This is a genomic window from Hyphomonas sp., from assembly GCF_041398385.1.
Taxonomy (GTDB): Bacteria; Pseudomonadota; Alphaproteobacteria; order Caulobacterales; family Hyphomonadaceae; genus Hyphomonas.
In genome coordinates, this window is sequence record NZ_JAWKUW010000001.1 from 166,188 (window position 1) to 192,212 (window position 26,025).

The 26,025-nt window shown below is 64.6% G+C and carries 20 protein-coding genes, 1 tRNA gene and 1 riboswitch; of the genes, 7 read left to right on the top strand and 14 right to left on the bottom strand.

Going from position 1 to position 26,025, the window contains the following annotated elements; genetic code table 11:
• Nucleotides 1–5 precede the first annotated feature (5 nt).
• Complete coding sequence (locus R3C13_RS00815) at nt 6–1,190, bottom strand: GNAT family N-acetyltransferase (RefSeq protein ID WP_371308889.1); 1,185 nt, start codon at nt 1,188–1,190, stop codon at nt 6–8.
• 92 nt (nt 1,191–1,282) lie between these two features.
• Nucleotides 1,283–1,615 (bottom strand): hypothetical protein, encoded by a 333-nt coding sequence (locus tag R3C13_RS00820; protein ID WP_371308890.1) that lies wholly within the window; start codon nt 1,613–1,615, stop codon nt 1,283–1,285.
• A gap of 160 nt (nt 1,616–1,775) precedes the next feature.
• On the opposite strand from R3C13_RS00820, the gene R3C13_RS00825 reads away from it, so the two are divergent.
• The gene (locus tag R3C13_RS00825; protein WP_371308891.1) at nt 1,776–3,134 is read left to right on the top strand and encodes an acyltransferase family protein; all 1,359 of its coding nucleotides are present in this window, start codon (nt 1,776–1,778) and stop codon (nt 3,132–3,134) included.
• A gap of 5 nt (nt 3,135–3,139) precedes the next feature.
• Here the strand turns inward: R3C13_RS00825 and gcvPB are convergent, their stop codons facing one another.
• From gcvPB to R3C13_RS00865, 8 genes are all read right to left on the bottom strand, one after another.
• Entirely contained in the window at nt 3,140–4,711 is a 1,572-nt protein-coding gene (gcvPB, locus tag R3C13_RS00830) for an aminomethyl-transferring glycine dehydrogenase subunit GcvPB (RefSeq protein ID WP_371308892.1), read from the bottom strand.
• Nucleotides 4,711–6,054: an aminomethyl-transferring glycine dehydrogenase subunit GcvPA gene (gene gcvPA / locus R3C13_RS00835; RefSeq protein ID WP_371308893.1), complete on the bottom strand. Its 1,344-nt coding sequence runs from the start codon at nt 6,052–6,054 to the stop codon at nt 4,711–4,713. Before gcvPA ends, gcvPB begins: the two co-directional genes overlap by 1 nt.
• 29 nt (nt 6,055–6,083) lie before the next feature.
• The gene (gene gcvH / locus R3C13_RS00840) at nt 6,084–6,473 is read right to left on the bottom strand and encodes a glycine cleavage system protein GcvH (RefSeq protein WP_371308894.1); all 390 of its coding nucleotides are present in this window, start codon (nt 6,471–6,473) and stop codon (nt 6,084–6,086) included.
• An 11-nt stretch (nt 6,474–6,484) separates the two neighbouring features.
• Nucleotides 6,485–7,642, bottom strand: a complete 1,158-nt coding sequence (gene gcvT, locus R3C13_RS00845) for a glycine cleavage system aminomethyltransferase GcvT (RefSeq protein WP_371308895.1) — start codon at nt 7,640–7,642, stop codon at nt 6,485–6,487.
• A gap of 149 nt (nt 7,643–7,791) precedes the next feature.
• Nucleotides 7,792–7,883, bottom strand: a riboswitch (glycine riboswitch).
• A 99-nt stretch (nt 7,884–7,982) separates the two neighbouring features.
• Nucleotides 7,983–9,008 carry an endonuclease/exonuclease/phosphatase family protein gene (locus tag R3C13_RS00850; RefSeq protein WP_371308896.1) on the bottom strand — a complete coding sequence of 342 codons (1,026 nt, stop codon included), beginning with the start codon at nt 9,006–9,008 and terminating at the stop codon, nt 7,983–7,985.
• A 36-nt stretch (nt 9,009–9,044) separates the two neighbouring features.
• Nucleotides 9,045–10,187, bottom strand: a complete 1,143-nt coding sequence (locus R3C13_RS00855; protein WP_371308897.1) for a YcjF family protein — start codon at nt 10,185–10,187, stop codon at nt 9,045–9,047.
• A gap of 721 nt (nt 10,188–10,908) precedes the next feature.
• Nucleotides 10,909–12,681 carry an arginine--tRNA ligase gene (gene argS / locus R3C13_RS00860; RefSeq protein WP_371308898.1) on the bottom strand — a complete coding sequence of 591 codons (1,773 nt, stop codon included), beginning with the start codon at nt 12,679–12,681 and terminating at the stop codon, nt 10,909–10,911.
• A gap of 3 nt (nt 12,682–12,684) precedes the next feature.
• Entirely contained in the window at nt 12,685–13,248 is a 564-nt protein-coding gene (locus R3C13_RS00865) for a hypothetical protein (RefSeq protein WP_371308899.1), read from the bottom strand.
• A 137-nt stretch (nt 13,249–13,385) separates the two neighbouring features.
• Here R3C13_RS00865 and ispH point away from each other — a divergent pair, with 137 nt between their 5' ends.
• On the top strand, nt 13,386–14,333 hold the full coding sequence (gene ispH / locus R3C13_RS00870; protein ID WP_371308900.1) for a 4-hydroxy-3-methylbut-2-enyl diphosphate reductase: 948 nt from the start codon (nt 13,386–13,388) through the stop codon (nt 14,331–14,333).
• A gap of 74 nt (nt 14,334–14,407) precedes the next feature.
• Nucleotides 14,408–16,801: a hypothetical protein gene (locus R3C13_RS00875; RefSeq protein WP_371308901.1), complete on the top strand. Its 2,394-nt coding sequence runs from the start codon at nt 14,408–14,410 to the stop codon at nt 16,799–16,801.
• A gap of 12 nt (nt 16,802–16,813) precedes the next feature.
• Here R3C13_RS00875 and R3C13_RS00880 read toward each other — a convergent pair whose 3' ends face one another.
• Both R3C13_RS00880 and R3C13_RS00885 read right to left on the bottom strand, forming a co-directional pair.
• The gene (locus tag R3C13_RS00880) at nt 16,814–17,809 is read right to left on the bottom strand and encodes a succinylglutamate desuccinylase/aspartoacylase family protein (protein ID WP_371308902.1); all 996 of its coding nucleotides are present in this window, start codon (nt 17,807–17,809) and stop codon (nt 16,814–16,816) included.
• A gap of 5 nt (nt 17,810–17,814) precedes the next feature.
• Entirely contained in the window at nt 17,815–19,245 is a 1,431-nt protein-coding gene (locus tag R3C13_RS00885; RefSeq protein ID WP_371308903.1) for a glutamate--cysteine ligase, read from the bottom strand.
• Nucleotides 19,246–19,511: 266 nt separating this feature from the next.
• Between R3C13_RS00885 and R3C13_RS00890 the strand changes: the two genes are divergently transcribed.
• The 4 genes from R3C13_RS00890 (at nt 19,512) to R3C13_RS00905 (ending at nt 21,922) form a co-directional block, all read left to right on the top strand.
• Nucleotides 19,512–20,102: a TetR/AcrR family transcriptional regulator gene (locus tag R3C13_RS00890; RefSeq protein ID WP_371308904.1), complete on the top strand. Its 591-nt coding sequence runs from the start codon at nt 19,512–19,514 to the stop codon at nt 20,100–20,102.
• Nucleotides 20,103–20,163: 61 nt separating this feature from the next.
• Nucleotides 20,164–21,111, top strand: coding sequence for a rhodanese-related sulfurtransferase (locus R3C13_RS00895; RefSeq protein ID WP_371308905.1), 948 nt, complete (start codon nt 20,164–20,166; stop codon nt 21,109–21,111).
• Nucleotides 21,108–21,764, top strand: coding sequence for a glutathione S-transferase (locus R3C13_RS00900; protein ID WP_371308906.1), 657 nt, complete (start codon nt 21,108–21,110; stop codon nt 21,762–21,764). Before R3C13_RS00895 ends, R3C13_RS00900 begins: the two co-directional genes overlap by 4 nt.
• Nucleotides 21,765–21,845: 81 nt before the next feature.
• A tRNA-Pro gene (locus tag R3C13_RS00905) sits at nt 21,846–21,922 on the top strand.
• Nucleotides 21,923–22,072: 150 nt separating this feature from the next.
• On the opposite strand, the gene R3C13_RS00910 is transcribed toward R3C13_RS00905, so the two are convergent.
• Both R3C13_RS00910 and alaS read right to left on the bottom strand, forming a co-directional pair.
• Nucleotides 22,073–23,230, bottom strand: coding sequence for a serine hydrolase domain-containing protein (locus tag R3C13_RS00910; RefSeq protein ID WP_371308907.1), 1,158 nt, complete (start codon nt 23,228–23,230; stop codon nt 22,073–22,075).
• A 77-nt stretch (nt 23,231–23,307) separates the two neighbouring features.
• Nucleotides 23,308–25,947, bottom strand: a complete 2,640-nt coding sequence (gene alaS, locus R3C13_RS00915) for an alanine--tRNA ligase (RefSeq protein WP_371309630.1) — start codon at nt 25,945–25,947, stop codon at nt 23,308–23,310.
• Between the last annotated feature and the right edge of the window lie 78 nt (nt 25,948–26,025).

Here is a 26,025-nt window from a genome sequence, read left to right on the forward strand (position 1 = left end):
CGGAATTACACGTCAGCCATAGCACTTTCGTGTGGGACCGGGCCGTCTACGCCCCGCCGCCGCTTCAGTGCTGTGGCAAGATCGGCCAGCCTGAGCGACAAACGCGACTCACACATGTCCGACTGATCGAGGCGGCGGCGCAGCCGGCTGACCGGCCCCCGGCCGCTTGCACCACCGGCCAGCGCCCAGGCAAGATGGCCGGCATGGACCAGTGCGCCGGACGCGCCGGGCGCGGTCTCTTCCACGGACCAGACCTTGCGGCAGGTATTGGTGTAGTACTTTTTATAGTGATCGTGACCTTCGGCGAGATCGTAAACCTCCAGCCCCATTTCGGGCATGGCCGCAATCGCGCGCATCAGCATCAGGTTGCCGGGCGAGTATTCCGAAAAGTCCGGATCGTAAGCTGCGATCCAAGGATGGAAAACCGGCCCCAGACGGATGCCGAAATGGCCACTCACCACCCTCTCGCCGGACCAGAGCGAAATCTGGAACCCGTGCGGCGAAGCGGCCACCGCGTCCAGGATCGGCCGCGACCGAGAAGCCTTTGTCAGGTCAACAAAGCCCGAACTGACGAACTGCGCAGACTTAACGGCATAAAGCTGTTCCGCCGCAGCCGGATCGAGCGATCCCCACTTCAGCTTCAATTCATGCCCATCGCGCTTCATCCGGCTGTCGAGCCGCCGGAAATTCTTGAACCGCTTGGGAAAGGCTTGCCGCTGCAGCTCCAGATATTCCGAGGGCTTGCGGCCTGCGAGCCGCACCACTTGCGTTTCAAGCGCCTGGCGCCGGCAGTCGGCAAACCGGTCCCACGGATCGAGCAGCGTCGGCGTTGTCAGCGCACTGACCCCGGCAAGCACCAGAATATTCTTGATGGACAGCACAGCATCCTGCCGCATGACGAGCGCGGTGTAGTCGTGAAACGGCGCGCCGATCGGCCAGGCGCGGCCGAATGGCCGGATATAGAAAGCAAAGGCGCAGGCGAGCCCGGCTGCATCGGAAATCAGGGCGACGCGGGCGTCGTCGCGCCCGGCGCCTGCAATCTGGGCGAAGGCCGGGCGCACCAGCGGCGAGTCATAGTCTTCATGCGCGTCGCACAGGCGAGTCCACGCGTCGGCCTCAGCCGGCGCTAGATCGCGCGGATGTACGACCTTCACGTCATAATCCCGCTCTGCCGTTTGCCGTGACGTCACTGCCTGACCCACTCCGCCCTATCGAACCGGATTATCATATGCCGAAAGCCTGCAGGATTGGTGAACACCACCTGCAAAAATCGATAACTGGCCTATTTTGCGTCGTTTTGGGAAACGGTCGTCTTTTCGCGCCCAAATACCAGCCTCATGAGCCAGTGCGGCGCAAACCGTTCCACATGCGGATGCCGGGCCATGACCCGCTCCATCCAGCGCCGTCCCCAGCCCGCATTGCGGCCGAGAAGCACCACACCCATGATGGCGATTGGCAGGCCGACCGGAATGAACGGTGTCGCAAAACCGATGGGAATCGCAATCAGGATCATAAACAGGCCGATAAGTGCCAGCACTTGGCGGAAGGCAATATGGACGTGGCCACGGATCGCGTGGATCGGCCGGATCGCGGCCTGAGGCTCTACAGGAGGCATTCTTGTCTCTGTTTCCGGCATGTGTTCGGATATGGGATCTCAGCAATATTGCTGCCAGTGAAATCAACAAGATGTGTCGAAAGTCTGGCAAGCTCGTTGCGCGATTGCTACACCCTGTGTCTGCGAGCAGTAACCGGGGGCCCGGACAGCGAGGCGTAGAATGAAATTGCGGTCCATCCAGGTGCTCCGGGGCCTCGCGGCACTGCTGGTTGTGCTCTTCCATATCCGGTCGCTGGAAGGACTCGGCATTGCCGGCAACGGCGCAACCGAACAGACCCTGACGGGTGGCGCGCTGACCAATGGCTATGCCGGGGTCGACCTGTTCTTCGTGATTTCGGGCTTCATCATGGTCTATGTCACCGACGGCATGCGCCATGGGGTGAAGCCGGCGGCAGATTTCCTGTTCGCGCGCGCCACGCGGATCTTTCCCGTCTGGTGGGCATTCGCCGGGTTCATGACTGTCTACATCTTCGCCGCGCACGGGACCGAAGGCTTCGGCATGGCATCGCAAGGGGTGCCGGCTGTTTCCTACCTTGTGAGATCATTTCTGCTTCAGCCGCAACCGGCATTCCCGGTGCTGGGCGTCGGCTGGACGCTCGTGCACGAGATGTACTTCTACATCGCCTTCACCCTGCTGATGCTGTTGCCCCGCAAATGGCTGCCAGCCCTTATCGGCGTCTGGGGCCTGACCATCATCGCGGGCACACTCGTCGGCTATGCCGTTCCCTATGCCGGCACCTATCGCGACCTGATCTTCTATCCCATGACCATGGAATTCATCCTGGGCGCTGCGGCCGGTCTGGCGGTGACGTCAGGCCTTGTGTGGCGCGCCGGCGTCGTGACACTGGGCGCCAGTTTGTGGCTGGCGGTCGCGCTCTGTTATCAGGGAATGGAGACGGAGTTCACGCTCAAATGGGGGCGGGTTCTCTGGTTCGGCCTGCCCTGTGCGGTCCTGATCTACGGCGTTGCGAGCCTGGAAGCGCGCGGCCGGATCGCCTGGCTCATCCCGGCGGCGGCAGGATTGCTCGCCGCCCTCGGCGTTTACCAGATGTTCGGCCTGCACGAGGCGAGCCCAGACGCGCTGCGGCGCGATGCGACGCTGCTGTCGACCATTGTCGGCGGCATCGCCATGCTGATCGTCCTTTGGTTCGGTTGGCTGCTCGGCCAGGGTGCGCCGGCGCTGCTGCTCCGCACACAACCTTTCTTTGAAGGCATATTGCGCCGAATGGTGCGCCTCGGCGATTGGTCTTTCTCGCTTTACCTCATCCACATGATCGTGATGAGCGCGATGCGGCGGATTTTCGACCTCCTGGGAAAGATCGACGCGCTGGCACCGGTCTTCCGTCTCGGCCATGAAGGGCCGCTGGACAATGTGGCCTTCATTGTGGCCTGCCTGGCCTCCAGCCTTGTGACGGCGGCGCTGACCTATCGCTTCCTCGAACGCCCGGCCATCCGCTTCTTCTCGAAGATGCGGGAGCAGATATTCTACCAGAAGCGAGACCTGCTGGAGCCGGCCTGAGCCGCCTACTCCGCCGCGATTGTCTCGGGCGCTGGCGGTTCCCATTTCAGCACCGGCCTACGGGCGGCCCTTGTCTCATCAAGGCGCCGCATCGGAGCGAGATAAGGCGCACCCTTGAGCGTTTCATCACCCTGCGCCGCACGCCGGGCAATCGATTCCAGCGAATCGCAGAAACGGTCGAGTTCTGCTTTCGACTCGGACTCCGTCGGCTCGATCAGCATCGCCCCGTGCACCACCAGCGGGAAGTACATGGTCATCGGGTGGTAGCCCTCGTCTATCAGCGCCTTGGCGATGTCGATGGTCTCGATGCCCTCTGCCGTGAACGCATCCGAGAACAGCGCCTCGTGCATGCAATAGCCGTCGAAGGCCGGGCTCATCGTCTTCTTGAGGCGTGCCTGGATATAGTTCGCATTCAGCACGGCATCTTCCGAAGCCTGCTTCAGGCCATCGGCCCCATGGCTGAGAATATAGGTCAGCGCCCGGACGAACATGCCCATCTGGCCATGGAAGGCGACCATGCGGCCGAAGCTCTCGCTCGCCTCACCGTCAATGTCCTCGACCAGGCGGAACACGCCGTCTTCGTCCTTCACCACGAACGGCACCGGCGCATAAGGCGCCAGCGCTTCGGACAGCACGGTCGGGCCGGAGCCCGGTCCGCCGCCGCCATGCGGGGTGGAGAAGGTCTTGTGAAGATTGATGTGCATGGCATCGATGCCGAGGTCGCCCGGACGCACGCGGCCGACAATGGCGTTGAAGTTCGCGCCGTCGCAATAGAAGTAGCCGCCTGCCGCATGGATCAGCTCGGCGATCTCACGGATGTCCGTCTCGAACAGGCCGCACGTGTTCGGATTGGTCAGCATGATGCCGGCGATGTCGTCGGTCTTCTCAAGCTTCGACTTCAGATCGTCCATGTCGACGCGGCCGCGCTTGTTCGCCTTGATCTCGTCGACGATGAAGCCGCACTGGACGGCGGTCGCCGGGTTCGTTCCGTGAGCGGAGGCGGGCACGAGGACGCGCTTGCGCGTCTCACCCTCGCCGCGCGCGATCAGCGCCTGGCGGATCGCCATCATGCCGCAGAATTCGCCATGCGCGCCGGCCTTCGGGCTCATCGCCACGGCAGGCATGTTGGTGAGTACTTTCAGCCAGGTGGCCAGCTCGTCGATCAGTTCCAGCGCGCCCTGAACGGTTGCCTGCGGCTGCAGCGGGTGGATGTCGCCGAAGCCCGCCAGGCGCGCCATCTTCTCATTGAGGCGCGGATTGTGCTTCATCGTGCAGCTGCCCAGCGGGAACAGGCCAAGGTCGATGGCGTAGTTCTTCTGGGAAAGACGCATATAGTGGCGCACCGCCTGCGGCTCCGACAGGCCCGGCAGGCCGGTCGGCACCTTGCGCACCGCACCGCCGAGCCGGATCTTCGTGCCCTTCGGCGCAGGCAGGTCCACGCCGGTCGTGTCCGGCGTACCGATCTCGAACAGCAAGCCTTCATGCTGCAACAGGCCGCGCGAACCGGACACGGTTTCGATGGAAGACATGACGACAGACTCCGGAGAAGTGGGACGGCCTTGATTGTTCATGGTCATCAGATGATCTCCTTCAGCGCGGCGGCGTAGGCGGCGATATCTTCGGCCGTCGTGCACTCGGTGGCGGCGCAGAGGATGACGTCGCCGAGATGGTCGCCCGGGAACAGGCGGCTGGCGCGGACGCCGCCGACAATGCCGGCTTCGTCCAGCATGGCGAGCACGGCTTCGGCACTCATCGGTGTGCGGAAGGCGAACTCATTGAAGAAGCGTGGCGTCAGGATCTCGACGCCCGGCACGGCGGCCAGCGCATCGGCGAGGTCGCAGGCCGCTTCATGGTTCAGCACGGCGAGCTGTTCGAGCCCCTTACCGCCCAGCAGCGTCATGTGCGCCGTGAAGGCCAGCGCGCAGAGGCCGGAATTGGTGCAGATGTTCGAGGTCGCCTTGTCGCGGCGGATATGCTGTTCGCGGGTCGACAGCGTCAGCACGAAACCGCGCTTGCCGTCGGCGTCGACCGTCTCGCCGCAGAGGCGCCCCGGCATCTGGCGCACCAGCTTTTCGCGGCAGGCAAATAGGCCGACATAGGGTCCGCCAAAGTTCAGGCCGTTGCCGATGGACTGGCCTTCTCCGACGGCAATGTCCGCGCCCATTTCGCCGGGCGGCGTGACGAGGCCGAGCGAAACCGCTTCGGTGAACACAGACACCAGCAGTGCGCCCTTGCCGTGCGCGGCCTCGGCCACGGGCGAAAGATCCGTCACCGTGCCGAAAATGTTCGGGGACTGGCCGATGACACAGGCGGTGGCGTCGTCCACAGCGCTGGCGAGGTCCAGTTCCCCGTCCACCGCCGTCGGCAGCTGGACGACTTCGAGGCCCTGCGCCTCGCACATCATTTTCGTCGCGGCGGCATAGTGCGGGTGCAGGCCGCCGGAGAGGATCACCTTCTTCCGGCGCGTCGCGCGGGCGGCCATGACCGCGGCCTCGGCACAGGCGGTCGAGCCGTCATACATGGAGGCGTTGGCCACATCCATGGCGGTCAGCGCGGCCACCTGGGTCTGGAATTCGAACAAGGTCTGAAGCGTGCCCTGTGCGATTTCCGGCTGGTAGGGCGTGTAGGTCGTCAGGAATTCGGAGCGCTGGATGATCATGTCCACGCTGGCCGGCACATGGTGCTTGTAGGCACCGGCGCCGACGAAGAACGGGCCAGACGAGGCCGCGCGGTTCTTCGCCGCCAGTTTCGACAGGTGCCGCTCGACGGCGAGTTCCCCCTGATGGTCCGGCAAGCCGTGGATCTTGCCGTGCAGGCGCACGGCCTCCGGTACATCCGCGTAGAAATCATCGACCGATTTCGCGCCGATGGTTTTCAGCATCTCCGCGCGGTCGTCTGCAGTCAGGGGGAGATATCGCATTCCCGTACTCCGTCAGTGAGGGCGTGGCCTCAGAGGGTTTCGCAATAGGCCTTGTAGGCAGCTTCATCCATCAGGCCGGCAATCTCGCCGCCATCCTTGATTTCGAGGACGCAGAACCAGCCTTTTTCGGTCGGCGACTCGTTCACAGTTTCCGGCTTGTCGGTCAGCGTCTTGTTCACTTCGACCACTTTGCCGCTGATCGGGGCATAGACGTCGGAAGCGGCTTTCACGCTCTCCACGACGGCCATGTCGTCGCCCGGCGCGAATTCCTTGCCGACGTCCGGCAGTTCCACGAACACGATGTCGCCGAGGGCGTTTTCGGCATAGTGCGTGATGCCAACCGTGGCGAGGTCGTTATGGACCGTCACCCATTCATGGTCCTTGGTGAAGAAGGTCGTGGGCTGCGTGTAGCGGGTCATGGGTCTGGCTCCTAGCGCTTGTAATTGTGGGGGACGAAGGGAAGGTCGGCGATGACGGCCGGGCGCGCCTTGCCGCGCACCATCAGCTGAACCTCGGTGCCGGTGGCGGCGTGTGCGGTGGCGACGTAGCCCATTGCAACCGGATGTTCGACGCTGGGGCCGAAGCCGCCGGAGGTGACGATGCCCACTTTCTCGTCGCCGATGAAAATCTCGGTGCCTTCGCGGGCCGGTGCGCGCTCCAGCGGCTTGATGCCGACGCGCTTGCGGGCCGGGCCCTCGCTGCGCTCTTTCAGGATGCGCGCAGCACCGGGGAAGTTGCCGGCATCGCGGCGCTTCTTCTGGATGACCCAGCCGAGATCCGCCTCGATCGGGGAGACCGTGGGGTCCAGGTCATGGCCATAGAGGCACAGCCCGGCTTCAAGGCGCAGCGAATCGCGCGCGCCGAGGCCGATGGGCTTCACCCGTTCGTCGGTCATCATTTCCTGCACCAGCGGAATGCCGGCCTCAGGCTTCACCAGCACTTCGAAGCCATCCTCGCCGGTGTATCCGCAGCGCGAGACGATGCAGCGCGTGCCGTTCAGCTCGAAGGGCATGTGGTGCATGAAGGAGAGGTCTTCGCAGCCGGGGAAGAAGTCCTTCATCACGTCGCACGCCTCCGGGCCCTGCAGGGCGAACAGGATGCGGTCGTCGGCGCGGGTCAGCACGGCGCGGCCGGCGAGCGCCTTTTCGAAGATCGCCCAGTCCTGCGCCTTCATGGCGCCGTTGACGACGATGTAGAGGCTGCCCTGGGCTTCGTCGCCGATGGGACGGGTGATGATCAGGTCGTCGAGGATGCCGCCCTCTTCGTTCAGCAGCACCGTCAGGCGCGCCTGGCCCTGTTTCAGGCCGGCAATGTCGCTCGGCACCAGTTCCTCGACCATGGCCGCGATCTTCGCATGGGCCTCATCGCCCCCGCCGATGCCTTCTTCCAGCGACAGGAAGCACGGACCCATGTGGGAGACGTCGAACAGGCCGGCATGCTGGCGCGTCCAGTTGTGCTCCTCCATCACGCCCATGGGGAACTGGACCGGCATTTCATAGCCGGCGAACGGCACCAGCTTCGCCCCGCAGTCCACATGCAGGTCGTAAAGCGGGGTCCGCTTCAGCTCTTCGGTGCTCATTTCGGCCATTGGCGCCCTCGTCACAGGAGACGTCAGCAGGCCCGGCCTGCGAAAACGTCGCCCCCGCTGTCTCGGCGCCTGAGAGATTCCGCCCGCGAACTCCGGGCTTGCTCCTTCGGCGAGGCGGCACCGCAAGGCCCGCCTCTTTCCAGCGTGTTGGTTCTCTCCCGGCCCTTTTGCCTGAGCGTTTCCGGGGCGGTTGCGCCTTCGGCGGCGGGGCTCGATACCCGCTCTCTCCCGGGAGGAACTTGAACTGCCCCCCTGCTAGCGTGGATTCCGGACGCCAGCAAGCGCCGTCCTCCGCGCGCCAGCCGCATATCCACAGGCTGCATAATCTGGTGGCAGATGCCTATTTATGTTCGAGCGTGAACACGACCGGCTGGTGGTCTGTGTATTTGAAATGCAGCTCGATTCCCTTGGCCGCGACGACATTTACATTCGGCGAGACGACCAGCCCGTCGATGATGGTGCGGTAGTTTACGCCTTCGCTGAAAGGCTGCTCATTAGTACGGGTCGTCGGAACCGCCGGGTCAAAAACCAGCTGCCAGCCATCGGCCAACTGGTCCGCCGGGAAGTCATGCACCCAGAACAGGGCGGATTCGTCGCTGGTATAGGGAAAGTCCGTGGCAGCGAGGCGCATGTTCCAGTCCCCGCCCATCACGACCGCCTTTCCGTCGGCATAATAGGCTTCCGCAATATCCAGTACTTCGCGGAGCTGGGTAAGACGCGTACTCGCGCCCTCATCGAAGGCGGAAAGGTGAACGTCGATGATCACCCAGTCCTGCCCGCCCGCGGAAAATTCGGTTGCCTGGACATGATAACGGCGCCGGATGAAGCCTGAAATCGCGCCGGGCTCATCGGTGAGACGATGAATATTAGTTTCACTGGCGCCGACCCGGCGGAAGGTCGCCATACCGTGTTTCAGGGAGATCGGGCGCGGGAACAGGAAGGTGCGGATGTCCGAGGAAAAGGTCATCGCATAGTCCGGCAGGGCCGCCCGGACCCCGCCCAGAACGTTGACGCCGCGGGTGAGAAATCCCGGCGCGGCGACTTCCTGCATCAGGACAAAATCGGCATCGGCGCTTCGCAGGACATCCTGAATACCCGCAAGGTTCTTGCGGACCGTCGCGACGGAGGGCGGCTGGAGCATCTTGCCGCCATCAGCCTGGAAATCCGATTCCTCGCCAAGGCCCGAATATCCGATGTTCCAGATCATGACCCGGAGCGGGTTTTCGGCCGCCGGGAGGGCGAGGTCCTGGCCGCTGCGGATGACCGGCACTTTGGTGCTGGCCGAGGTGCGCCAGACAGCGAGGCCGAGCCAGAGGCCGAGGACGGCGAAGAGCGCCAGACAGGCGGACAGGATTCGTTTCATCATGCCGCCTCTCTACTCCTGCACAGCGCGCGGTCAAATCTAGGCGCCGGCCGGTTTGCCGCCGCCGAACCAGCTTTGCACAAGGCCCCAGGCGCTTTTCGAGCCGGCAAGTGCCTTCTCGGTTGCCCGGGCCGCATGGGAGGTGAGCCCGCCACAGGCTTTCAGGAGGTCCGTCACGACCGAGCCCGATTCCTTCTTCACGCCTTCCAGCGCCTCTTCGGAGATGGCCTTCGCCTGCCCGGCCGACCAGCCCTTGAAGCTGCGGCAGCGGCGCTTGGCGAGATAACCGAGCTTGAGGGTCATCATCGCATTGATGCCGCCATCCATCAGAGGGCCGGCGACGAGGCCGCCCATCCGGCCGAGGAGGCCGCCGATGACGTCTCCGGTAATGTCGGTCACATCCTCAAGGGCGCGGCTGACGACGACGATGGCGGCGACATCGCGCAGGATGCGGAGGCTGCCCATCAGGTGTGGGCGGCCGAAATAGATGCGGGAAATGCGCGCGACGAGATTGGCATTGCGCCAGAGGACGATGAAGGCATCCACCGTACCGTTCATCGAGACGGCGGTGGCGACGCCGACGCCGACGGCTTCCGCGTGGATGAGGGACTCCACCTGCTTGTCGAGCGGCTTCAGGAGCGCCTCGATATGCTCCTTCTCGAAGGCTTCGAGGTCTGCCGAGATCATCAGGGCGTCGGCATTTGTTGCCCGGCCCGCCCGGTCGAGCAGGGCGCGGCCCCTGGCGATGCCTTCGGCGATGGCGGGACGTTCCTCGGCGACCAGCGGATTGGCGTCCAGCATCTTCAGGTATTTCAGGTCGTATTTCAGGCGTTCGGCAAGCGCTTTCGGGTCCGGATTCTTCGGATCGATCACGATGGCGGGCGGGCGCGCAGCCACTGGCATAGCGAGGAACGAGATCAATGGCCGCCCGACGAGAATGCCAAGGATCAGGGCGAGGATGACGATATAGGCGTAGCCGAGACCGGGATGCACGTCATCGAACATGCGGTAATAGAGGAAGCCCTGCCCGATCACGACGAAGAAGGCGATGACGATCAGCGCCGTCACCGACCATTTCAGGAATTTCCAGCCTTTCGCCCATTGTGAGGCGAGTTCCCACTCGACCCCGTCTTTCGCCTGGGATGCCGGGCCCGCAATCGCCTTGGCTTTCTTCTGGGCCATGATGGGTGTCCTCCATTCCTGAAATGCGTGTGCATTGTCTCAGGTGGGAAGACGGCGGACTTGAGGCAACTCAAAATCCGCCTGCGCCTGCGACGCCCGTGAAGGCGCTTTGGGAGCGGGATGGGTTTTCGGGAGCGGTTTCGGCCTAGGAGTCCGGCACGGGCAAGCCCCTTCTCCTCGGGGAGACGGGGTTGGGGATGAGAGGCGCAGGCATTGCCGCACGTACAGCGCTCGCGGAACCTGCGCGTCCCCTCTCCCTTGCGCTTGCAAGGGAGAGGGGCTTCGCGGTCGCCCAGCGTCCATCCAGCGCGGCAGCGATGCGGGCGTTTGGATGCGCAGGCGCCAGCCATGCCTGTGCGGCCTGACCGGGAATCCAGTCGATCGACGTGAGCCAGACCCGGCCGCAGGGCGTGACGCTCCAGTGATACTGGACGCCCTTGCCGTACTTCGCCCGCATCTGAGCGCGCAGGAGCAACACCTGGACCCAGATCAGGGGCCAGATGGGAACCAGCAGAGCCGGAAAGCCGGGAGGTGGATGCAGCAGCGACATGGCCTGCATCATACGTCCGGACACGGAGGTGTTGGATGGATTTATTTTTGCGGCAATGGTTGTAGCAGGATGGGGTGGAGAATGCGGGGATAGTCCCCTCCGTCCGCTTCGCGGCCACCTCCCCCGCAAGCGGTGGAGGATGAAGACCGGAAGCGCGGCGGAAGGAGAACCCTACATCCGCTCCGGCACGCGGATGCCGAGGAGGTCGAGACCGGTGCCGAGCTGTTTGAGGACGGCCGAGGCGAGGCCGAGGCGGCTGGCGCGGGTGGCGGCGTCGCTTTCGGCAGCAATCGGTAGCGCCGCATAGAAGGCACTGAAAGCCTGAGCGAGATTGTAGAGATGTTCGCACAGAACGTGCGGCATCCGCTTCTCGCGGGCCTGAAGGCAGGCCGCGGCAAACTGGTCGAGCTGCAGCACCAGCGCGCGTTCGGCATCGTGGGCGATGACAATGGCGCCCGCCTCATTTCCGTCTTCGGCGGCGCGGCGGAGGAGCGATTTCACACGCACGGCAGCATACAGAAGATATGGCCCGGTCTTGCCTTCGAAGCTCGTGAATTTATCGATGTCGAAGACATAGTTCGTGGTCCGCGTATTCATCAGGTCCGAGAAACGCAGCGCCGCCAGCGCGACGTTTGCAGCAACCCCGTCGCGCTCCGCATTGCTCATGTCTTCCGGCAGTTTGCCAGCTTCGATGATCTTCTTTTCGGCCTCGGCAAAAGCCATGGCGTTGAGATCGGCGAGCCGCAGCACGCCGCCCTCGCGGGTCTTGAAAGGTTTGCCGTCCGGGCCGTTGACCGTGCCGAAGCCGATATGTTCGAGCTTGTCTTCTTCAATCAGGCCAACCATGCCGGCGGCGCGGAAGACCTGTTCGAAGTGCAGCGCCTGGCGCTGGTCCACCACGTACAGCATACGCTCCGGGGTCGGATGGAGCGTGTCCATCCGGTCGAGGATCGTGGCAAGATCAGTCGTGTGATAACCAGTGCCGCCGCGGCTGTTGATCAGCATGATCGGCGGCATGTCCTTCTTGTCGCTGTCGCGTTCGATGCGGACGATGGTGGCGCCGTCGTCTTCCACGGCAAGGCCGGCATCGCGGAAGCGCTGGACGAGTTCCGGGATCAGATGGTCGACATCGCTTTCGCCCTTCCACAGGTCGAAATGCACGTTGAGGAATTCATAGTCGACTTTCAGCGCGGCGACCGACACATCGATGAAGTCGCGCAGCAGCTTGCGATACCCTGCCCGGCCGGCCTGAAGTTCGGCGACAGCCTTCTGGCTGCGCTCAAGGCGCGCCGGGTCGTCCTTCGCCTTGGCGCTGGCCGCCGGATACATGCGGGCAAGATCGTCGATGGTGACCGGCGGCTCGTCCGGGTATGGGCCGGTGTATGAGGCGTCGAAATAGATGAGGTCCGGCTGTTCGTCCTGCAGTTCGGTGACGAGATGGCCCATCTGCAGGCCCCAGTCGCCGAGATGGGTGTCGCCCGTCACGGTGTCGCCGAGGAAGCGGAGGATGCGCACCAGCGTGTCGCCGATCACGGCCGAGCGCAGGTGGCCGACATGCATGGGCTTGGCGACGTTCGGGCCGCCGAAATCGATCACGGTGACCTGCGGGTCCGCCGCCGGTTCGGCCCCGGCCATGGCTTCGGCACGGATCGCCTCGGCGCGGCCTGACAGGGCCTCGTCGGAGACGCGGATATTGATGAAGCCCGGCCCGGCGACCTCGGCCGACAGCACCATCGGGTGCGCCTTCAGCGCGGCGGCGACCTCAGCGGCAACATCGCGCGGGATCCTGCCCGCGCCCTTGGCCGCGCCCATGGCGCCATTGCACTGGAAATCGGCGAATTCCGGCTTGTCGGAGCGGCGGACCTCGCCCCAGCGCGCCTCAAGGCCCAATGCCTCAAAGGCGGCACTTGCGGCCGCCGACAGGTCTCTCGTCAGGCTAGCCATGGTCTATTGCCCGGCATTCATCCGGAAACGCTTGCCCTCTCGGTTGAAGGCGAGCTGGTCGTCCGTCAGGTCGAACCCGACGACGATCTCGAAGTTGGACCCGGCAATGGTTTCATCGGCGCGCGGGATGCGGATGCGGTTAAGCTTCTCGGTCTTGCCGTCAAGAAGGGCCCCATTCCGGAAGTCGGCCCGGACGGTGTAGTGTTCCTTGGCCAGCACCTTGCCGCTGCGGCGCGTGACGGCGACCCAATAGGTGAAGTCGTGGGACGGGCCGGTGGCGGCCGGGCCCTTGCCGAAGGCGAATTCCAGCTCCAGCTCGGCCTCGAGCGGGTTGTCGCCGGTGTAGCGGCAGAAGGTGCGCACATCGATGATCTCGCCGGTATAGGCGATGTCGGAATAGACGTCGCCGGCGCCATCGAACTGGACGATGCGCGCGGCGTCATACAGAGAGCCGGCAGCCGGGCACGCACCGGCGTTCTGGCGTGTATCAAACGTGTCAGCGATCTTTTTCGTGCTGGAACAGCCGGCCAGCAGCGCCAGGGCGAGGATCGGTACGAAAATGCGCATGCGTCTCAGTGTCCTTCTTGGCCGGGTGGCCAGCCGGGTCCATCTCTTGGTTGCCCGGCCTGTGTTAAAGGGCTACGCGCCCCTGTGCAACGCCGCTAAGGCAGGTGGGCGGGCATGGCAACCGGAGACGAGATGAAATGACGGAAAGGCGCCCCCTGACCATAAGGCTGGCGACGCCCCGCGGCTTCTGCGCCGGGGTCGACCGCGCCATCCAGATCGTCGAAGAAGCCCTGAAGAAATGGGGCGCCCCGGTCTATGTGCGCCACGAAATCGTGCACAATGCCCATGTCGTCTCGCGCCTGGAGGCGCTGGGGGCGGTGTTCGTCGAGGAGCTGGAAGACTGCCCGGAGGACCGTCCGGTGATCTTTTCGGCCCATGGCGTGCCGAAATCGGTGCCGGCGGAGGCCCAGCGGCGCAACATGATCTATGTCGACGCCACCTGCCCGCTGGTCTCCAAGGTGCATGTCGAGGCCGAGCGGCATGACCGCGAGGGCAAGGAAATCGTGCTGATCGGGCATGAGGGCCACCCGGAAGTGATCGGCACGATGGGCCAGCTGCCGGAAGGGCGGATCACGCTGATCGAAACGGTGGAGGACGCCATGGCGTTCGAGCCGGCCAACCCCGCCAATCTCGCCTTCGTGACGCAAACCACCCTCAGCGTGGACGATACGGCCGACATCGTGGCGGCGCTGCAGGCGCGCTTTCCCGGCATCTCGACGCCGCACAAGGAAGACATCTGTTACGCCACCACCAACCGGCAGGAGGCCGTGAAGGTGATCGGCGCCGGGGCTGACCTGGTGCTGGTGATCGGGGCGGAGACAAGCTCCAATTCCAAGCGGCTGGTGGAAGTGGCCTTGCGCGCCGGAGCGAAGCGGTCCGAACTCATCGCCGCGGCTGAAAACATCGACTGGGCCTGGTTCGAAGGCGTCACGACGGTGGGCCTCACGGCCGGGGCGAGCGCGCCGGAAGACCTCGTCCAGGGCGTCATCGATGCCTGCTGCGAGCGCTTCGATGTGACGCTGGACAGCGTGGAGACGGCGAAGGAAACGGTGACGTTCAAGCTGCCGCGGGTGTTGGCGGACTAGCGCCCTTTCCTCGTGAATTGCTTGACAAGGCCGGCGCCAGCCTGACCATTCGGGCCAAAGTGGAGTTTCTGCGGATGCGGGCCATTCTGGTCGCCCTTCTTGCGCTGTTCGGTCCTGTCCTGCAGGCGCACGCCGAAAAATGGCCGACGACACAAATTGACGTCTACAAGGGCGATTCGGGACTCTTCACGTCGGACGACGAAGACAGCCTGCCGGGGGACTCGGAAGTCCGGAAGCTGGAAGCTTTCCTCTCTTATGCTGCACGCCAGATGCAGGACATGGGCTTTCCGGCGCCCGCGCTGGAAGTGATCAAGACAGAGACATGCAAGGCCTGCTACCGCATCTATCTCGACGAGATTGCCCTCGCATTGGGCGACATTCGGGGGCTGACGAATAATACAGGCTGGACATTCACGACCGGCACCTATGACGTCATCACCATCGACCGGAGGCTGGCGCTGTCGAAGGATGAGAAACTCATCCTGCCCGCCGCCTATATCACCGGCGCTCATGAGCTTTTCCACGCGGTGCAGGACCGGACCAAATACCTGTTCGACGACAATCCGGCGATCGAGCCCAATCCGGCGGGAAACTGGATCAGCGAAGGCACGGCAGAGGCCATCGCACTCTACCTGTTCGAGACCTATCCGGCACGCACCAGCATAGCCCCCAACCGTCTCTTCATTCCGGACGTCAGCCAGCAGAAACAGTTTGGCGGGCGCCTCTATAGCGAGCCGCTGCCGGCCGAGAGTGACGATGAGACGTCCAACCCGTTTGCGGGCTATCGCACCAGTTCCTTCTGGCGCTACCTTGCGGAGGTCTGGGCGCGCCGAAAAGCGGGGACGGAAGCGGGCCTGCCCGGACCGGGCACCGAAAAGGCGGACTTCTCTTACCTTGCCAAACTCCTGGCGACGGAGAACAAGGGCGATAAACCCTGGGAGGAGCTCCGCTGGCTGAAGGAATCGCTGGTCAATCCGACAGCGTTCGGCGGGCGCCTCGACGAGACCTATGCGCGCTTCCTGACGACGCTTGCCGGCTATTGGGAGCACCGCCATTCCGAGCAGAACATATCGCGGGCCGCGTGGCTTAAAATGTTCTTCGGCGACTGCGTGACCCTGCCATTCAGGCCGGGCCAGAATTCGGACACCAAGACCGTCAAGCTACCCGAAATGGCCGGCATCTGCGTTCAGGTGGTGCCCGCCGGCGCGGACGCGGCGCTTGCCTTCGACCTGCACATCGACACCGCCGTGGAAGCGGAGACCGACCAGGTGTGGGTGGGAACCGATAATGGGCAGATCCTGACGCGAAGGATCCGGCAGGACTGGGATCCGAAGGCCAAGGTCTATGCCGGCCTCTGGCCCGGCCTCGTGACCGACCCGAAGGATCCCGCCATCTTCATTGTCACGAATGCCGCCAATCCCGCGGAACGGACAAGGCCGGTGACGATCACCTTGCAGGCGACCGCCGGAACCCGGCAGAAGGAGACGGCCGCCGCACCGCGCAAGGGCACGACGGGCGATCCCGGGCCGGACGGCCGGGAGGACGCCGTTCAGGAACGCGTCCTGGCGGCAGGCGACCAACTGACCGGGAACGCAGCGTTCGCCATGCAGATCGACCGCACGGACTCCGAGATGAATATCCATCTCGGCCTTGCCCCGCAGGCCGTGGATGCCGCGTTCGGGACCAGCGGGTCCGGCGGCATCATGGACCAGATCCTCACCGCAGGCGGCAGCATCGGCGACGTCAGCGCGGCCGTGCAGTCCGCCTATCTTTCCGGAAACCATACCATCGAAGCCGGAGACGACGTGTATATCCGCATGCCCCGTATCGACTATGGATTTACCGGCACGCTCGAAGGTGTGGACATCTATACGACCGGCGCAGACGGCTCTCGCCTCTACGCGATGGGGCCGAAAGATTCCCTGCCCGGACCGCAGCGGGAGTTCCGCCCATCCGGACGTGTGACCATTCACAGCTTCACGCCGCGGCTGCTGATTGCCAGCTATGAAGCGGATTTTGTCGATCCCTATTCGCTGACGCCGTCCCAGATGCAGCAATCGCAGCCGACGCTGGACGTCAAGTATTCCGGCCGGGAACGGTTCGCCATTTCCGCCCCGATGGCCCGCATGAACGACACGGGTGCGACCATGCCCGCCGATCCGTGGGCGGACCTTGAATCCGATCTCGCCAAGCGTCTGCCGCCGGATCTGTCAGGCGCGGCCGCCGCGATCACGCAGGAAGCGAAGCGCGCCAGCGAAGAGGACCGCGAGCCTGACTTCTCTTCCATCAAGGCGGGTCTCGGCGCCCCCGCCGGATCATGCGACTGCTCCTGTGCCGGGCTCGACGCCCTCAATCGGATGGGTGACGCCGTCGAGGCGGAGGGCCGGGCACCGACGGCCGCTGAACGGTCGCTCGTAAAGTGCGCCATGACCTGCTCGGCCCAATACGCCGTGTGCGAAGGCGACTGAACGGGCGGTCGCTCAGATCGGCCGCATCAGGTAGCCGAGGCAGTCCTGGCGGATGACTTCCTTGTTGCGTGTGATCATCGATGGCACGACATCCTGCACCAGCTTCAGCGCGCGGCCGTCGCGGCAGAAGAATTCGTCGGTCAGATCGTTGCCGTGCTCGTCGACGACGCTGAGCGGCATGCCCGAAAGCTCCGTATCCGCCCAATCGGCGCCCGCCGGCATGGGCCGAAAATTCTTTGCCTCAAGGTCTTCCCTCAGGACGAGCTGCACGCCCGCCTCGCCGAAGCCGAATGAGACATTCTCCGGAATAAGGACGCGGCCGACCGTATGATAGACCTTCAGCGCATCCGGCCCCGGCGGCGCGGGATCGAAGGCCTTGAGGCGCATCGCGCCTTCCACCAGCCGGATCGCCGCATCGATACCGTCCGTATTCCCCGTTTTTCCGCATTCGACCGTGATCGCCGGACAGATGCGGGAAAAGGCGATCGACTGCGTCGTCGGCGGGTTGAGATAATAGACGCCGACCGGTGCGAACATGGCCGCCAGCTGCAGGTCTGCCGGACGCAGGGCGTTGACGCAGCCATAGAGCGGATTGTCGCCGGTGTTGTTGTGGATGTCGATGCTGGCGAAGAGGCCCGCGCCACGCGCCTCGGCCATTACGTCGCCGGCCAGTTCGTGCCAGGGGGAATGGCCGTTGGCCCAGATCCGGTTGAAGTCCGGCGTATCGTCGAGATGGCGCACGCCCGCCTCGGTCGCGCCGACATTGCCGACGAAGATGATGAGGCTGCGCGGCGGCGGGCTCTGTCGGCAGGCCCGCTCAAGGTGCTGCAGCACGCTGAAACTCGTCAGCTCATTGCCGTGCAGCAGGGTGGAGATGAACAGCGGCTGGGGATCTTCACCCGCGATGAAAACCAGCGACGGATTGGGGAACACGCTGCGGATCTCGCGCGCGGATATGCCGGCCAGCGCCTCCGGCAAGCGGTCGTATCGGTCGAGGGGAAGTTTCATACGGGTCAGACGGTCCAGGTGTGGACAGGCGCACCGGAGGCCTGCAGCTCCACATAACGCTCTGTCAGTGCCTGAAGGTTCATTCCGTTGCAATCGACGAAGCTGTGCTGCCACGCCGCACCCGTGCGCCCGGTGCGCAGGCGCGGAACAAGCGTTTCGGTGAAGCAGGCCTGAAGCTCGGCCGCATCGACGCCTTCCTCCGCAAGCGCCTGACGGGCGCGCGGCAGCAGCTCGTCCAGCAGGAGCGCCTGCACGTCGACCTCGCGGCCCTCCCAGCGCACGCGGGCATTGAGGCCGTGTTCGGCGCACGCGTAGAGGTTCGCCCGCGCATCCGCGAAGGGGGTCAGCGTTTCGGGCGGAATGTCCGCCTTGCCGAGCGCCAGCATCAGGCCCTGGCACAGCGCCAGATTGGCCACCATGTCAGGCAGGCTGGGCCCGGCCGGCATGACGCGGTGCTCTATGCGGAGGTGCGGCGTGCCGGCGCCGTCAAAACCGAGGATCGGGCGCACCCAGCGCCAGATCGTCCCGTTCTGCAACCGCAGGTGCGGCAGGCGCGCGGTGTTGTCCGACAGGGCTGGCAGCAGGTCTTCATAGCTGAGGTTTTCGAGGAAGAGTTCGAGGAAGCTGTGGCGCACATAGCCGGTGCCGAGCGTAACCCGGAAGACATTGCCGCCATCCACATCGCGAAAGCCGTCAAGGGCGGTCGCCTGTTCGAAGGCCGGAATGCGCGTTTCCTGCCAGAGCGAGCGGCCATAGAGAAACGGCGAATTGGCGCTCGCCGCCACCAGCGGCCCGGCCGCGAGGATGCCGGCATTGTAGAAACGCGGCGCGTCTTCCTGATTGATCTTGAGGTGCGCCTGCAACGACGTACAGGCCGCCTCCAGCATGACATGGTCGCAGCGATAGTCGAGCGTGTCCTGTCCCGAGATGGAGATGTGCAGCGGCTCACCCTTGCGGCGGGCGAACAGTTCGGTGTTGAGCGCATGATAGCGGTTGGTGTCGCTCATCCAGTCGGGCTGGAGCATTTCGTCCCGCACGGTCGGCAGGATGCCGACTGCGACCGGCCTGAGGCCCATGTCCGAGCCGGTGGCGGCGCAGCGGTTCCAGACCGCGGTGAGGTCGGCTTCTGTTCCGGCGAAGGCGCCCGGACCCAGCGCGCGCGGCGGCGTGTTGATCTCGAAATTGAACTTGGACAGCTCCTCCACCACGTCCGGATCGGCGACAGCCGTGAGGAATTCGGCATTGCGCGGAGCGGGCAGATTGTCCCGGTCGATCAGCCAGGCTTCGAGTTCCAGGCCGACGGTAAAGCCCTCGGCAAAATCGAAGGCGCGCTCGTCGAACCAGTGCTTCAGCGTATTGGTCTCGTCGCGGAGGCGCGCGCGGAAGGCGGCGCGTTCCTGCGCGCTGAAGCTCTGGTGTCCGATTTCCTGACCCATTGCGCCCCTCCTGCGTCGGAGCTTAAGGCTCCCGGACGATGGAGGCGATACGTAATATTTCCGATATAAGGCTTCTGGAAACCCGTGGCAGCGCGGGCCACAGCATTCCCGCAGTCCGCCCTGCCATGGCAAACTGCCTTGCGGTCCCGCGCTATCCACGGCAGCCTACCGGCCACCCAGCCTGACTGATAGCGCTACTCTAACAAATTTCTCCAAACGGAGAAGTTTGTTTTTCCGAAATTCTGCATAGACTTCACGGCATTGTGATGACCAAAGAGTTCCGCACCCCTGTCCAGGCCCGCAGTGAAGACCGGCGCAAGGCGCTGATCGAGGCGGTGGTGCGCCTGCTGGCCCGGGAAGGCGCCAAGGGCGTGACCCACCGGGCCGTCGCCAGGGAAGCCGGCGCGAGCCACGGTACCGTGCGGTACTATTTCGAGTCCACCGGGGACATGATCAGCGCCGCACTCAAAAGCTTCATGGACCGGCAGGTGGAAGCGACCGTCGCCCTGCACTGCCAGGTGGGGCCAGGACAGGGCGACCTGATCTGGCACCTGGCGGCCGCGTTCCTGGCCAATCGGCTGGAATATGGCCGGGTGGGGGAAATCGCCCGCTATGAACTGTTCCTGCATGCGACACGGCACGAAACCCTGCGCCCGGCCCTCGAAAACTGGGCGGAGGAATATTTCAAGCTGTTTGAAGGCGAATACCGCGTGCGGGGCCTCAGCAATCCGCGCCTGAGGGCCGAGCGCATGATCTACATGCTGAACGGCATGATGCTGCGCCAGCTGGCGACGCCAATGGACGATTTCGAGAAGGGCGTGCTGTTGCCGGCCATCCTCGACGCGGCGAAGCCCTGAGACGGGGCCATCTCACCTGATATCTGGCATCGGCCCGCCGCGTCTGGCATAAGCCAGCGCCATGACGATCCGCATTGCCGCCTTCTACAAATTCTTCGACTTTCCGGGCTTCGAAGCGGCCCGGCCCTGCCTCGCCGAGACGCTGGAGGCCGCCGGTGTGCGCGGCACCGTGCTTCTGGCGGCCGAGGGCATCAACGGCACCATCGCGGCCAGCCCCGAAGGCATCGAAACCGCCCTTGCCGCGCTGCGCGCCTTGCCGGGCGCAGAGACGCTGGAAGCGAAATTCTCCGAAGCGGAGGAAAATCCGTTCCTGCGCCTCAAGGTTCGCCTGAAGCGCGAGATCGTGACGATGGGTGTGCCCGGTACGGACCCGAACGCGCTGGTCGGCACCTATATCGAGCCTGAGGACTGGAACGCGCTGATCAGCGATCCGGACACGGTTCTGATCGATACGCGCAATGATTATGAGTTCGCCATCGGCACGTTCGAAGGCGCGATCGACCCGGAAACCAAGAGCTTCCGCGAGTTTCCTGACTGGTTCCGCGACTTCCGCGCGAAGCTGAACGCCGAGGGCCGGACGCCGAAGGTCGCCATGTTCTGCACGGGCGGCATCCGCTGCGAAAAGGCGACGAGCTTCGTGAAGGCCGAAGGCATCGACGACGTGTTCCACCTCAAGGGCGGCATCCTGAAATACCTGGAAGTGATCCCGCAGGAGCAGAGCCTGTGGCACGGCGAATGTTTCGTGTTCGATGAGCGCGTCAGCGTGAAGCACGACCTGTCGCCCGGCACCTATGACATGTGCCATGCCTGCAAGCGGCCGATCACCGAGGAAGACAAGCTGGGCAATGCCTATGTGCCCGGCGTCTCCTGCCCGCATTGTATCGATGAAATGACGGCCGAGCAGAAGCGCCGCTTTGCCGAGCGCCAGAAGCAGATCAATCTGGCGAAGGCCCGCGGCGAGGCTCATATGGGCCCTGAGGCTGCCGCGCACCGCCGCGAAGAGGCATGACGGCAACGCCGATCCTCTATTCCTTCCGCAGATGCCCCTATGCGATGCGCGCCCGGCTCGGCATGTCCGCTGCCCGCCAGACGGTGCGGATCCGCGAAGTGGTGCTGCGCGACAAGCCGGCCGAGATGCTGGCCGCGAGCCCCAAGGGCACGGTGCCCGTTCTGGTACTGGACGGCGGCGAGGTGATCGACGAAAGCCTCGACATCATGCACTGGGCGCTGGGGCAGAACGATCCGGAAGGCTGGCTGGCGCCGGATGCCGCAGGGATGGACGCGCTGATCCAGCGCAATGACGGCCCCTTCAAGCGCGCACTCGACCGCTACAAATACCCGGATCGCTACGCTGCCGACGGCATCGACCGGGAGACCTGGCGGGCGGAGGGCATGGCGATCCTTGACGACCTCTCCGGCCGGATCGCCGGCAATGGCGGCCAGCTTATGGGGCCGCAGGTGAGCCTGGCCGACATGGCGATCTTTCCCTTCGTGCGGCAATTTGCGGCGACGGATGCCGGGTTCTGGGACGAGACCGCACCCGCCCCCCTGAAAGCCTGGCTGAGCGGCCACCTCGAAAGCCCGCGATTCCGTGCGATCATGGCAAAATACGCCCCATGGGCACCGGGCGTACCGGAGCCCGAACTGCCCATCGGCGCCTGAGCCTGTGCGAAGTGTGGCTGCAGCCCGCTTTTGCCCCCTTGCAAATTCCTCAGGGGCCAGTACACACCGCCTTCTTCGGCGCGGAGTGTAGCTCAGCCTGGTAGAGCACTGTCTTCGGGAGGCAGGGGCCGGAGGTTCGAATCCTCTCACTCCGACCATTCTCAAATGGTGACGCGCAGCGGCAGAAATCGATCCGGCGGATCGATTTCAATTTGAGAATGCCTGAAGCGCAAGCGAAGGCTTCGCCGGATCCGGTCGATCGATTTTCGGCAATGAATGATTGCGCGCCAGCAAGCGACCAGCAAGACTCAATCGAACACGCGCGCGATGGCACGCAGCGCGGAAACCGTCTCGACATCCTTGTTGTCGGCGTCGTCGTGCGACGTGCCATAGGCCGGATTTGCGGACAGCTTCACAATGACCACGCCCCGGGACGGGTCGACATAGACATACTGGTTGTAGACGCCGATGGCGCTGAAATCGCCCTGGTCGCCATCCGGCAGCCACCACTGGTAGCCATAGCCGAGCCCGAACGGATACCCGCCGACCAGCGGCCGGCCGGGCGCAAGGTGCGGTGCGGCGAGCTTCACCGAGTCGGCAACATAGTCCGCCGGCACGATCTGCGCGCCCTGCCAGGCCCCGCCATGCCGGTACAGCTCCCCGATCTTCGCGAAGTCACGGGCCGTCATCAGAATGCCGGCAAACGCCATTTCCGCGCCCTGGCCGTCGACGATCCAGAAGGACGGCGCCTCCATGCCGAGCGGTTCGCACAGCTTTTCCTGCATGTAGGCAGCAATGCTTGTGCCCGTCACGGCCCGGATCAGCATGCCGAGCGCCTGCGTGTCGGCCGAGCTGTACTGGCAGACCGTGCCCGGCTCGAACTCCCGCACCATCGTCGTCATGAAGGCATCGAGCGAGCCGCCCGGCGCGAGCGCGGCGCTCATGCGGCTGATCTCCGAATTCGGGTCGCCATAGTCTTCCCGCCAGCGCACGCCTGACGACATCTGCAGCACATGACGGATGGACACGCCGTCATACCCGCTGCCCTTCAGGGCGGGCACATGGTCGCTGATCGGATCTTCGAGGCTCCCGAGCTTTCCCTCCGCCCTGGCAATGCCAATGAGGGCCGAAATGAAGCTCTTGGCGACGGACATCGAAATCCACTGCACGCCCCGCCCGCCGGTGAGCAGGTATTCTTCATACCGCACAATGCCATCCTTCAGGACGAGCAGAGCGGACGTGTCGGTGTCTTCGATGAGGCCGCGAAGCGGCTTCGCCACGCCCTCGTGCATATAGGTTTCCGGCAGCTCGATTGCGGGCCCCTCGCCGAACTGGAAAGGATGCGACGACGGCGCCATCGGCGCGACGGGCGTGAACTCCCGGATTCGCGCGAACGCCTCGTATTGCCGCTGGCCGCTGAAAAGCTGCACGGCCGGCGGCGCATCGCCTGCTGTCTGATTTTCCATCGGCTTCGTCCTCCCTTGTCCCGGGGGAGACTAGCACGCAGCGATGCGGGGGGAACCCACCTGCAATTGGAAAGCGATCAGCCCTTCAGGATCGCCCGCACGGCGTCCAGCGCCTCGTCTGCCTTGTCGGCATCCGGGCCGCCGGCCATGGCCATGTCGGGCCGGCCGCCGCCGCCCTGGCCGCCGAGCGCGGCACTCGCCGCCTTGACGAGATCGACGGCGGAGAATTTCCCCGTCAGGTCTTTGGTCACGCCGACTGCGACGCCCGCCTTGCCGTCGGCAATGCCGACAAAGGCTACGATGCCTGAGCCGATCTGGGCCTTGGCCTCATCGACGAGGGCGCGCAGATCCTTGCCGCCGACGCCTTCGGCGACACGGGCGAGCAGCTTCACGCCATTGATGTCTTCCGGGCCGGCCGGGGCACTGCCACCGCCGCCCATGGCAAGCTTGCGCTTGGCGTCGGCAAGGTCACGCTCCAGCGAGCGCTTTTCCTCACCCAGCGTCGCGACGCGCTTGGGCAGATCTTTCAGCGGCACTTTCAGGCTGTCGGCAATGTCGGCGGCGATCTGGGCACGGCCCTTGAGATAGGCGAGCGCCTCGGCGCCCGTGGCCGCCTCGATCCGGCGCACGCCGGCCGATACGCCGCCCTCGGACGTAATCACGAAAACCGCGATGTCGCCCGCACGCTCGACATGGATGCCGCCGCAAAGCTCGACCGAATAACGCCGGGCATCGCCCGTGCCCATCGACAGCACACGGACTTCATCGCCATATTTCTCGCCGAAGAGAGCGAGCGCGCCGGCCTCGATCGCCTTGTCGGGCGAGGTGACCTGGACGCCGGTCGGCAGGTTGGCACGGATCTGGGCGTTGACCTCGTCCTCGATGGCCTCGATTTCCGCCGGCGTGAGCGGGCCGCCATGCGAGAAGTCGAAACGCAGACGGGCGGCCTCGACGAGAGAGCCCTTCTGCGTGACATGCTCGCCGAGCACCTTGCGGAGCGCGGCGTGCATCAGGTGGGTGGCGGAATGGTTGGCCATGATCTGCTTGCGGCGGACGGCGTCGACATGCGCCTCGCCCTTCGCGCCGATCTTTGCCGCGCCGGACACCAGCTCGCCGATATGGACGTGGACGTCGCCGGCGCGCTTCTGCACGTCGCGCACGATGAAGCGGGCGCCGCCCTCGAACACGATCTCGCCATGGTCGCCGGCCTGGCCGCCGGATTCGGCATAGAATGGCGTCGTGTCGAGCACGATTTCGGCGGGGCCCGGCTGCAGCGTGTCGGTCATGGCGCCGCCCGCGGCGATGGCGACCAGCTTTCCCTCACCTTCGGTGCCGGCATAGCCGGTGAATTTCGTCGCGCCGGACTTGTCGCGCACGCGGAACCAGATTTCCTCCGGGGCCTGATCACCCGAGGCGAAGCCGGCGGCGCGGCTGCCTTCGCGCTGCACGTCCATGGCGGCATCGAAGCCGGCCGTATCGACCGTCATGCCGCGGGCGCGCAGGATGTCCTGCGTCAGGTCCAGCGGGAAGCCATAGGTGTCGTAGAGCTTGAAGGCCGTGGCGCCGGGCAGCGCGTCGCCGGTCTTCAGGCCTTCGGTTTCCTTTTCGAGGAGGGTGAGGCCGTTGCCGAGCGTGCGCTGGAAGCGGGCCTCCTCCTGTTCGAGGGCCGCCTCGATGGCGGCCTTGGCGCGGCCAAGCTCCGGATAGGCCTTGCCCATCTCGGCGATCAGGGCCGGCGTCAGCTTGTGCATCAAGGGCTCGCGCGCGCCGAGCAGGTGGCCATGGCGCATGGCGCGGCGCATGATACGGCGCAGGACGTAGCCGCGCCCTTCGTTCGACGGCAGCACGCCATCGGCGATAAGGAAGGCAGACGTGCGCAGATGGTCGGCGATGACGCGGAACGAAGCAAGTTTGTCGCCGGCAGCCTTTGCGCCGTACACGGACTCTTCGGCTTCGATCAGGCCCTTGAAGAGGTCAATCTCGTAATTGTTGTGGACATGCTGAAGCACGGCCGCGATCCGCTCCAGCCCCATGCCGGTGTCGATGGACGGCTTGGGCAGGTTCTTGCGGGAGCCGTCCTGCTGCTGGTCGAACTGCATGAAGACGAGGTTCCAGATCTCGATGAACCGGTCGCCGTCCTCGTCCGGGCTGCCGGGGGGGCCGCCGGGGATCCTGTCGCCATGGTCGAAAAAGATTTCAGAACACGGGCCGCAGGGGCCGGTGTCGCCCATGGACCAGAAATTGTCCGAGGTGGCGATGCGGATGATTTTGGAATCGTCGAAACCGGCGACCTTTTTCCAGATGGCGGCGGCCTCGTCATCCTCGGCGTACACCGTGACCAGGAGACGCTTCGGGTCGAGGGCGAATTCCCTGGTCACCATCTCCCAGGCGAAGGCAATGGCGTCGTCCTTGAAATAGTCGCCGAAGGAGAAGTTCCCCAGCATCTCGAAGAAGGTGTGGTGGCGGGCCGTGTAGCCGACATTGTCGAGGTCGTTGTGCTTGCCGCCGGCACGCACGCATTTCTGCGAGGAAGCCGCGCGCGGGGCGAAAGCGGTCTCGCTGCCGGTAAAGATGTTCTTGAACGGCACCATGCCGGCATTGACGAAGAGAAGGGTCGGATCGTTCTGCGGCACGAGCGGCGCGGACGCCCGGCGCACATGCCCCTGCTTTTCGAAATAGGACAGGAAAGCTTCGCGGATCTGGTTCACGCCGGTCATGGGCAGGGTCCTTGCCATAAAAAGTCTGTCCCGGACCGCCGAATCCGGCGCCGGGCCCACACGCGCGATATAAAGGCC

Bases quoted from the DNA above. Each gene is read 5' to 3' on its own strand.
- R3C13_RS00820 (WP_371308890.1), bottom strand. From the start codon at position 1,615: ATGCCTCCTGTAGAGCCTCAGGCCGCGATCCGGCCGATCCACGCGATC.
- R3C13_RS00825 (WP_371308891.1), top strand. From the start codon at position 1,776: ATGAAATTGCGGTCCATCCAGGTGCTCCGGGGCCTCGCGGCACTGCTG.
- gcvPB (WP_371308892.1), bottom strand. From the start codon at position 4,711: ATGACCATGAACAATCAAGGCCGTCCCACTTCTCCGGAGTCTGTCGTC.
- gcvPA (WP_371308893.1), bottom strand. From the start codon at position 6,054: ATGCGATATCTCCCCCTGACTGCAGACGACCGCGCGGAGATGCTGAAA.
- gcvH (WP_371308894.1), bottom strand. From the start codon at position 6,473: ATGACCCGCTACACGCAGCCCACGACCTTCTTCACCAAGGACCATGAA.
- gcvT (WP_371308895.1), bottom strand. From the start codon at position 7,642: ATGGCCGAAATGAGCACCGAAGAGCTGAAGCGGACCCCGCTTTACGAC.
- R3C13_RS00850 (WP_371308896.1), bottom strand. From the start codon at position 9,008: ATGATGAAACGAATCCTGTCCGCCTGTCTGGCGCTCTTCGCCGTCCTC.
- R3C13_RS00855 (WP_371308897.1), bottom strand. From the start codon at position 10,187: ATGGCCCAGAAGAAAGCCAAGGCGATTGCGGGCCCGGCATCCCAGGCG.
- argS (WP_371308898.1), bottom strand. From the start codon at position 12,681: ATGGCTAGCCTGACGAGAGACCTGTCGGCGGCCGCAAGTGCCGCCTTT.
- R3C13_RS00865 (WP_371308899.1), bottom strand. From the start codon at position 13,248: ATGCGCATTTTCGTACCGATCCTCGCCCTGGCGCTGCTGGCCGGCTGT.
- ispH (WP_371308900.1), top strand. From the start codon at position 13,386: ATGACGGAAAGGCGCCCCCTGACCATAAGGCTGGCGACGCCCCGCGGC.
- R3C13_RS00875 (WP_371308901.1), top strand. From the start codon at position 14,408: ATGCGGGCCATTCTGGTCGCCCTTCTTGCGCTGTTCGGTCCTGTCCTG.
- R3C13_RS00880 (WP_371308902.1), bottom strand. From the start codon at position 17,809: ATGAAACTTCCCCTCGACCGATACGACCGCTTGCCGGAGGCGCTGGCC.
- R3C13_RS00885 (WP_371308903.1), bottom strand. From the start codon at position 19,245: ATGGGTCAGGAAATCGGACACCAGAGCTTCAGCGCGCAGGAACGCGCC.
- R3C13_RS00890 (WP_371308904.1), top strand. From the start codon at position 19,512: ATGACCAAAGAGTTCCGCACCCCTGTCCAGGCCCGCAGTGAAGACCGG.
- R3C13_RS00895 (WP_371308905.1), top strand. From the start codon at position 20,164: ATGACGATCCGCATTGCCGCCTTCTACAAATTCTTCGACTTTCCGGGC.
- R3C13_RS00900 (WP_371308906.1), top strand. From the start codon at position 21,108: ATGACGGCAACGCCGATCCTCTATTCCTTCCGCAGATGCCCCTATGCG.
- R3C13_RS00910 (WP_371308907.1), bottom strand. From the start codon at position 23,230: ATGGAAAATCAGACAGCAGGCGATGCGCCGCCGGCCGTGCAGCTTTTC.
- alaS (WP_371309630.1), bottom strand. From the start codon at position 25,947: ATGACCGGCGTGAACCAGATCCGCGAAGCTTTCCTGTCCTATTTCGAA.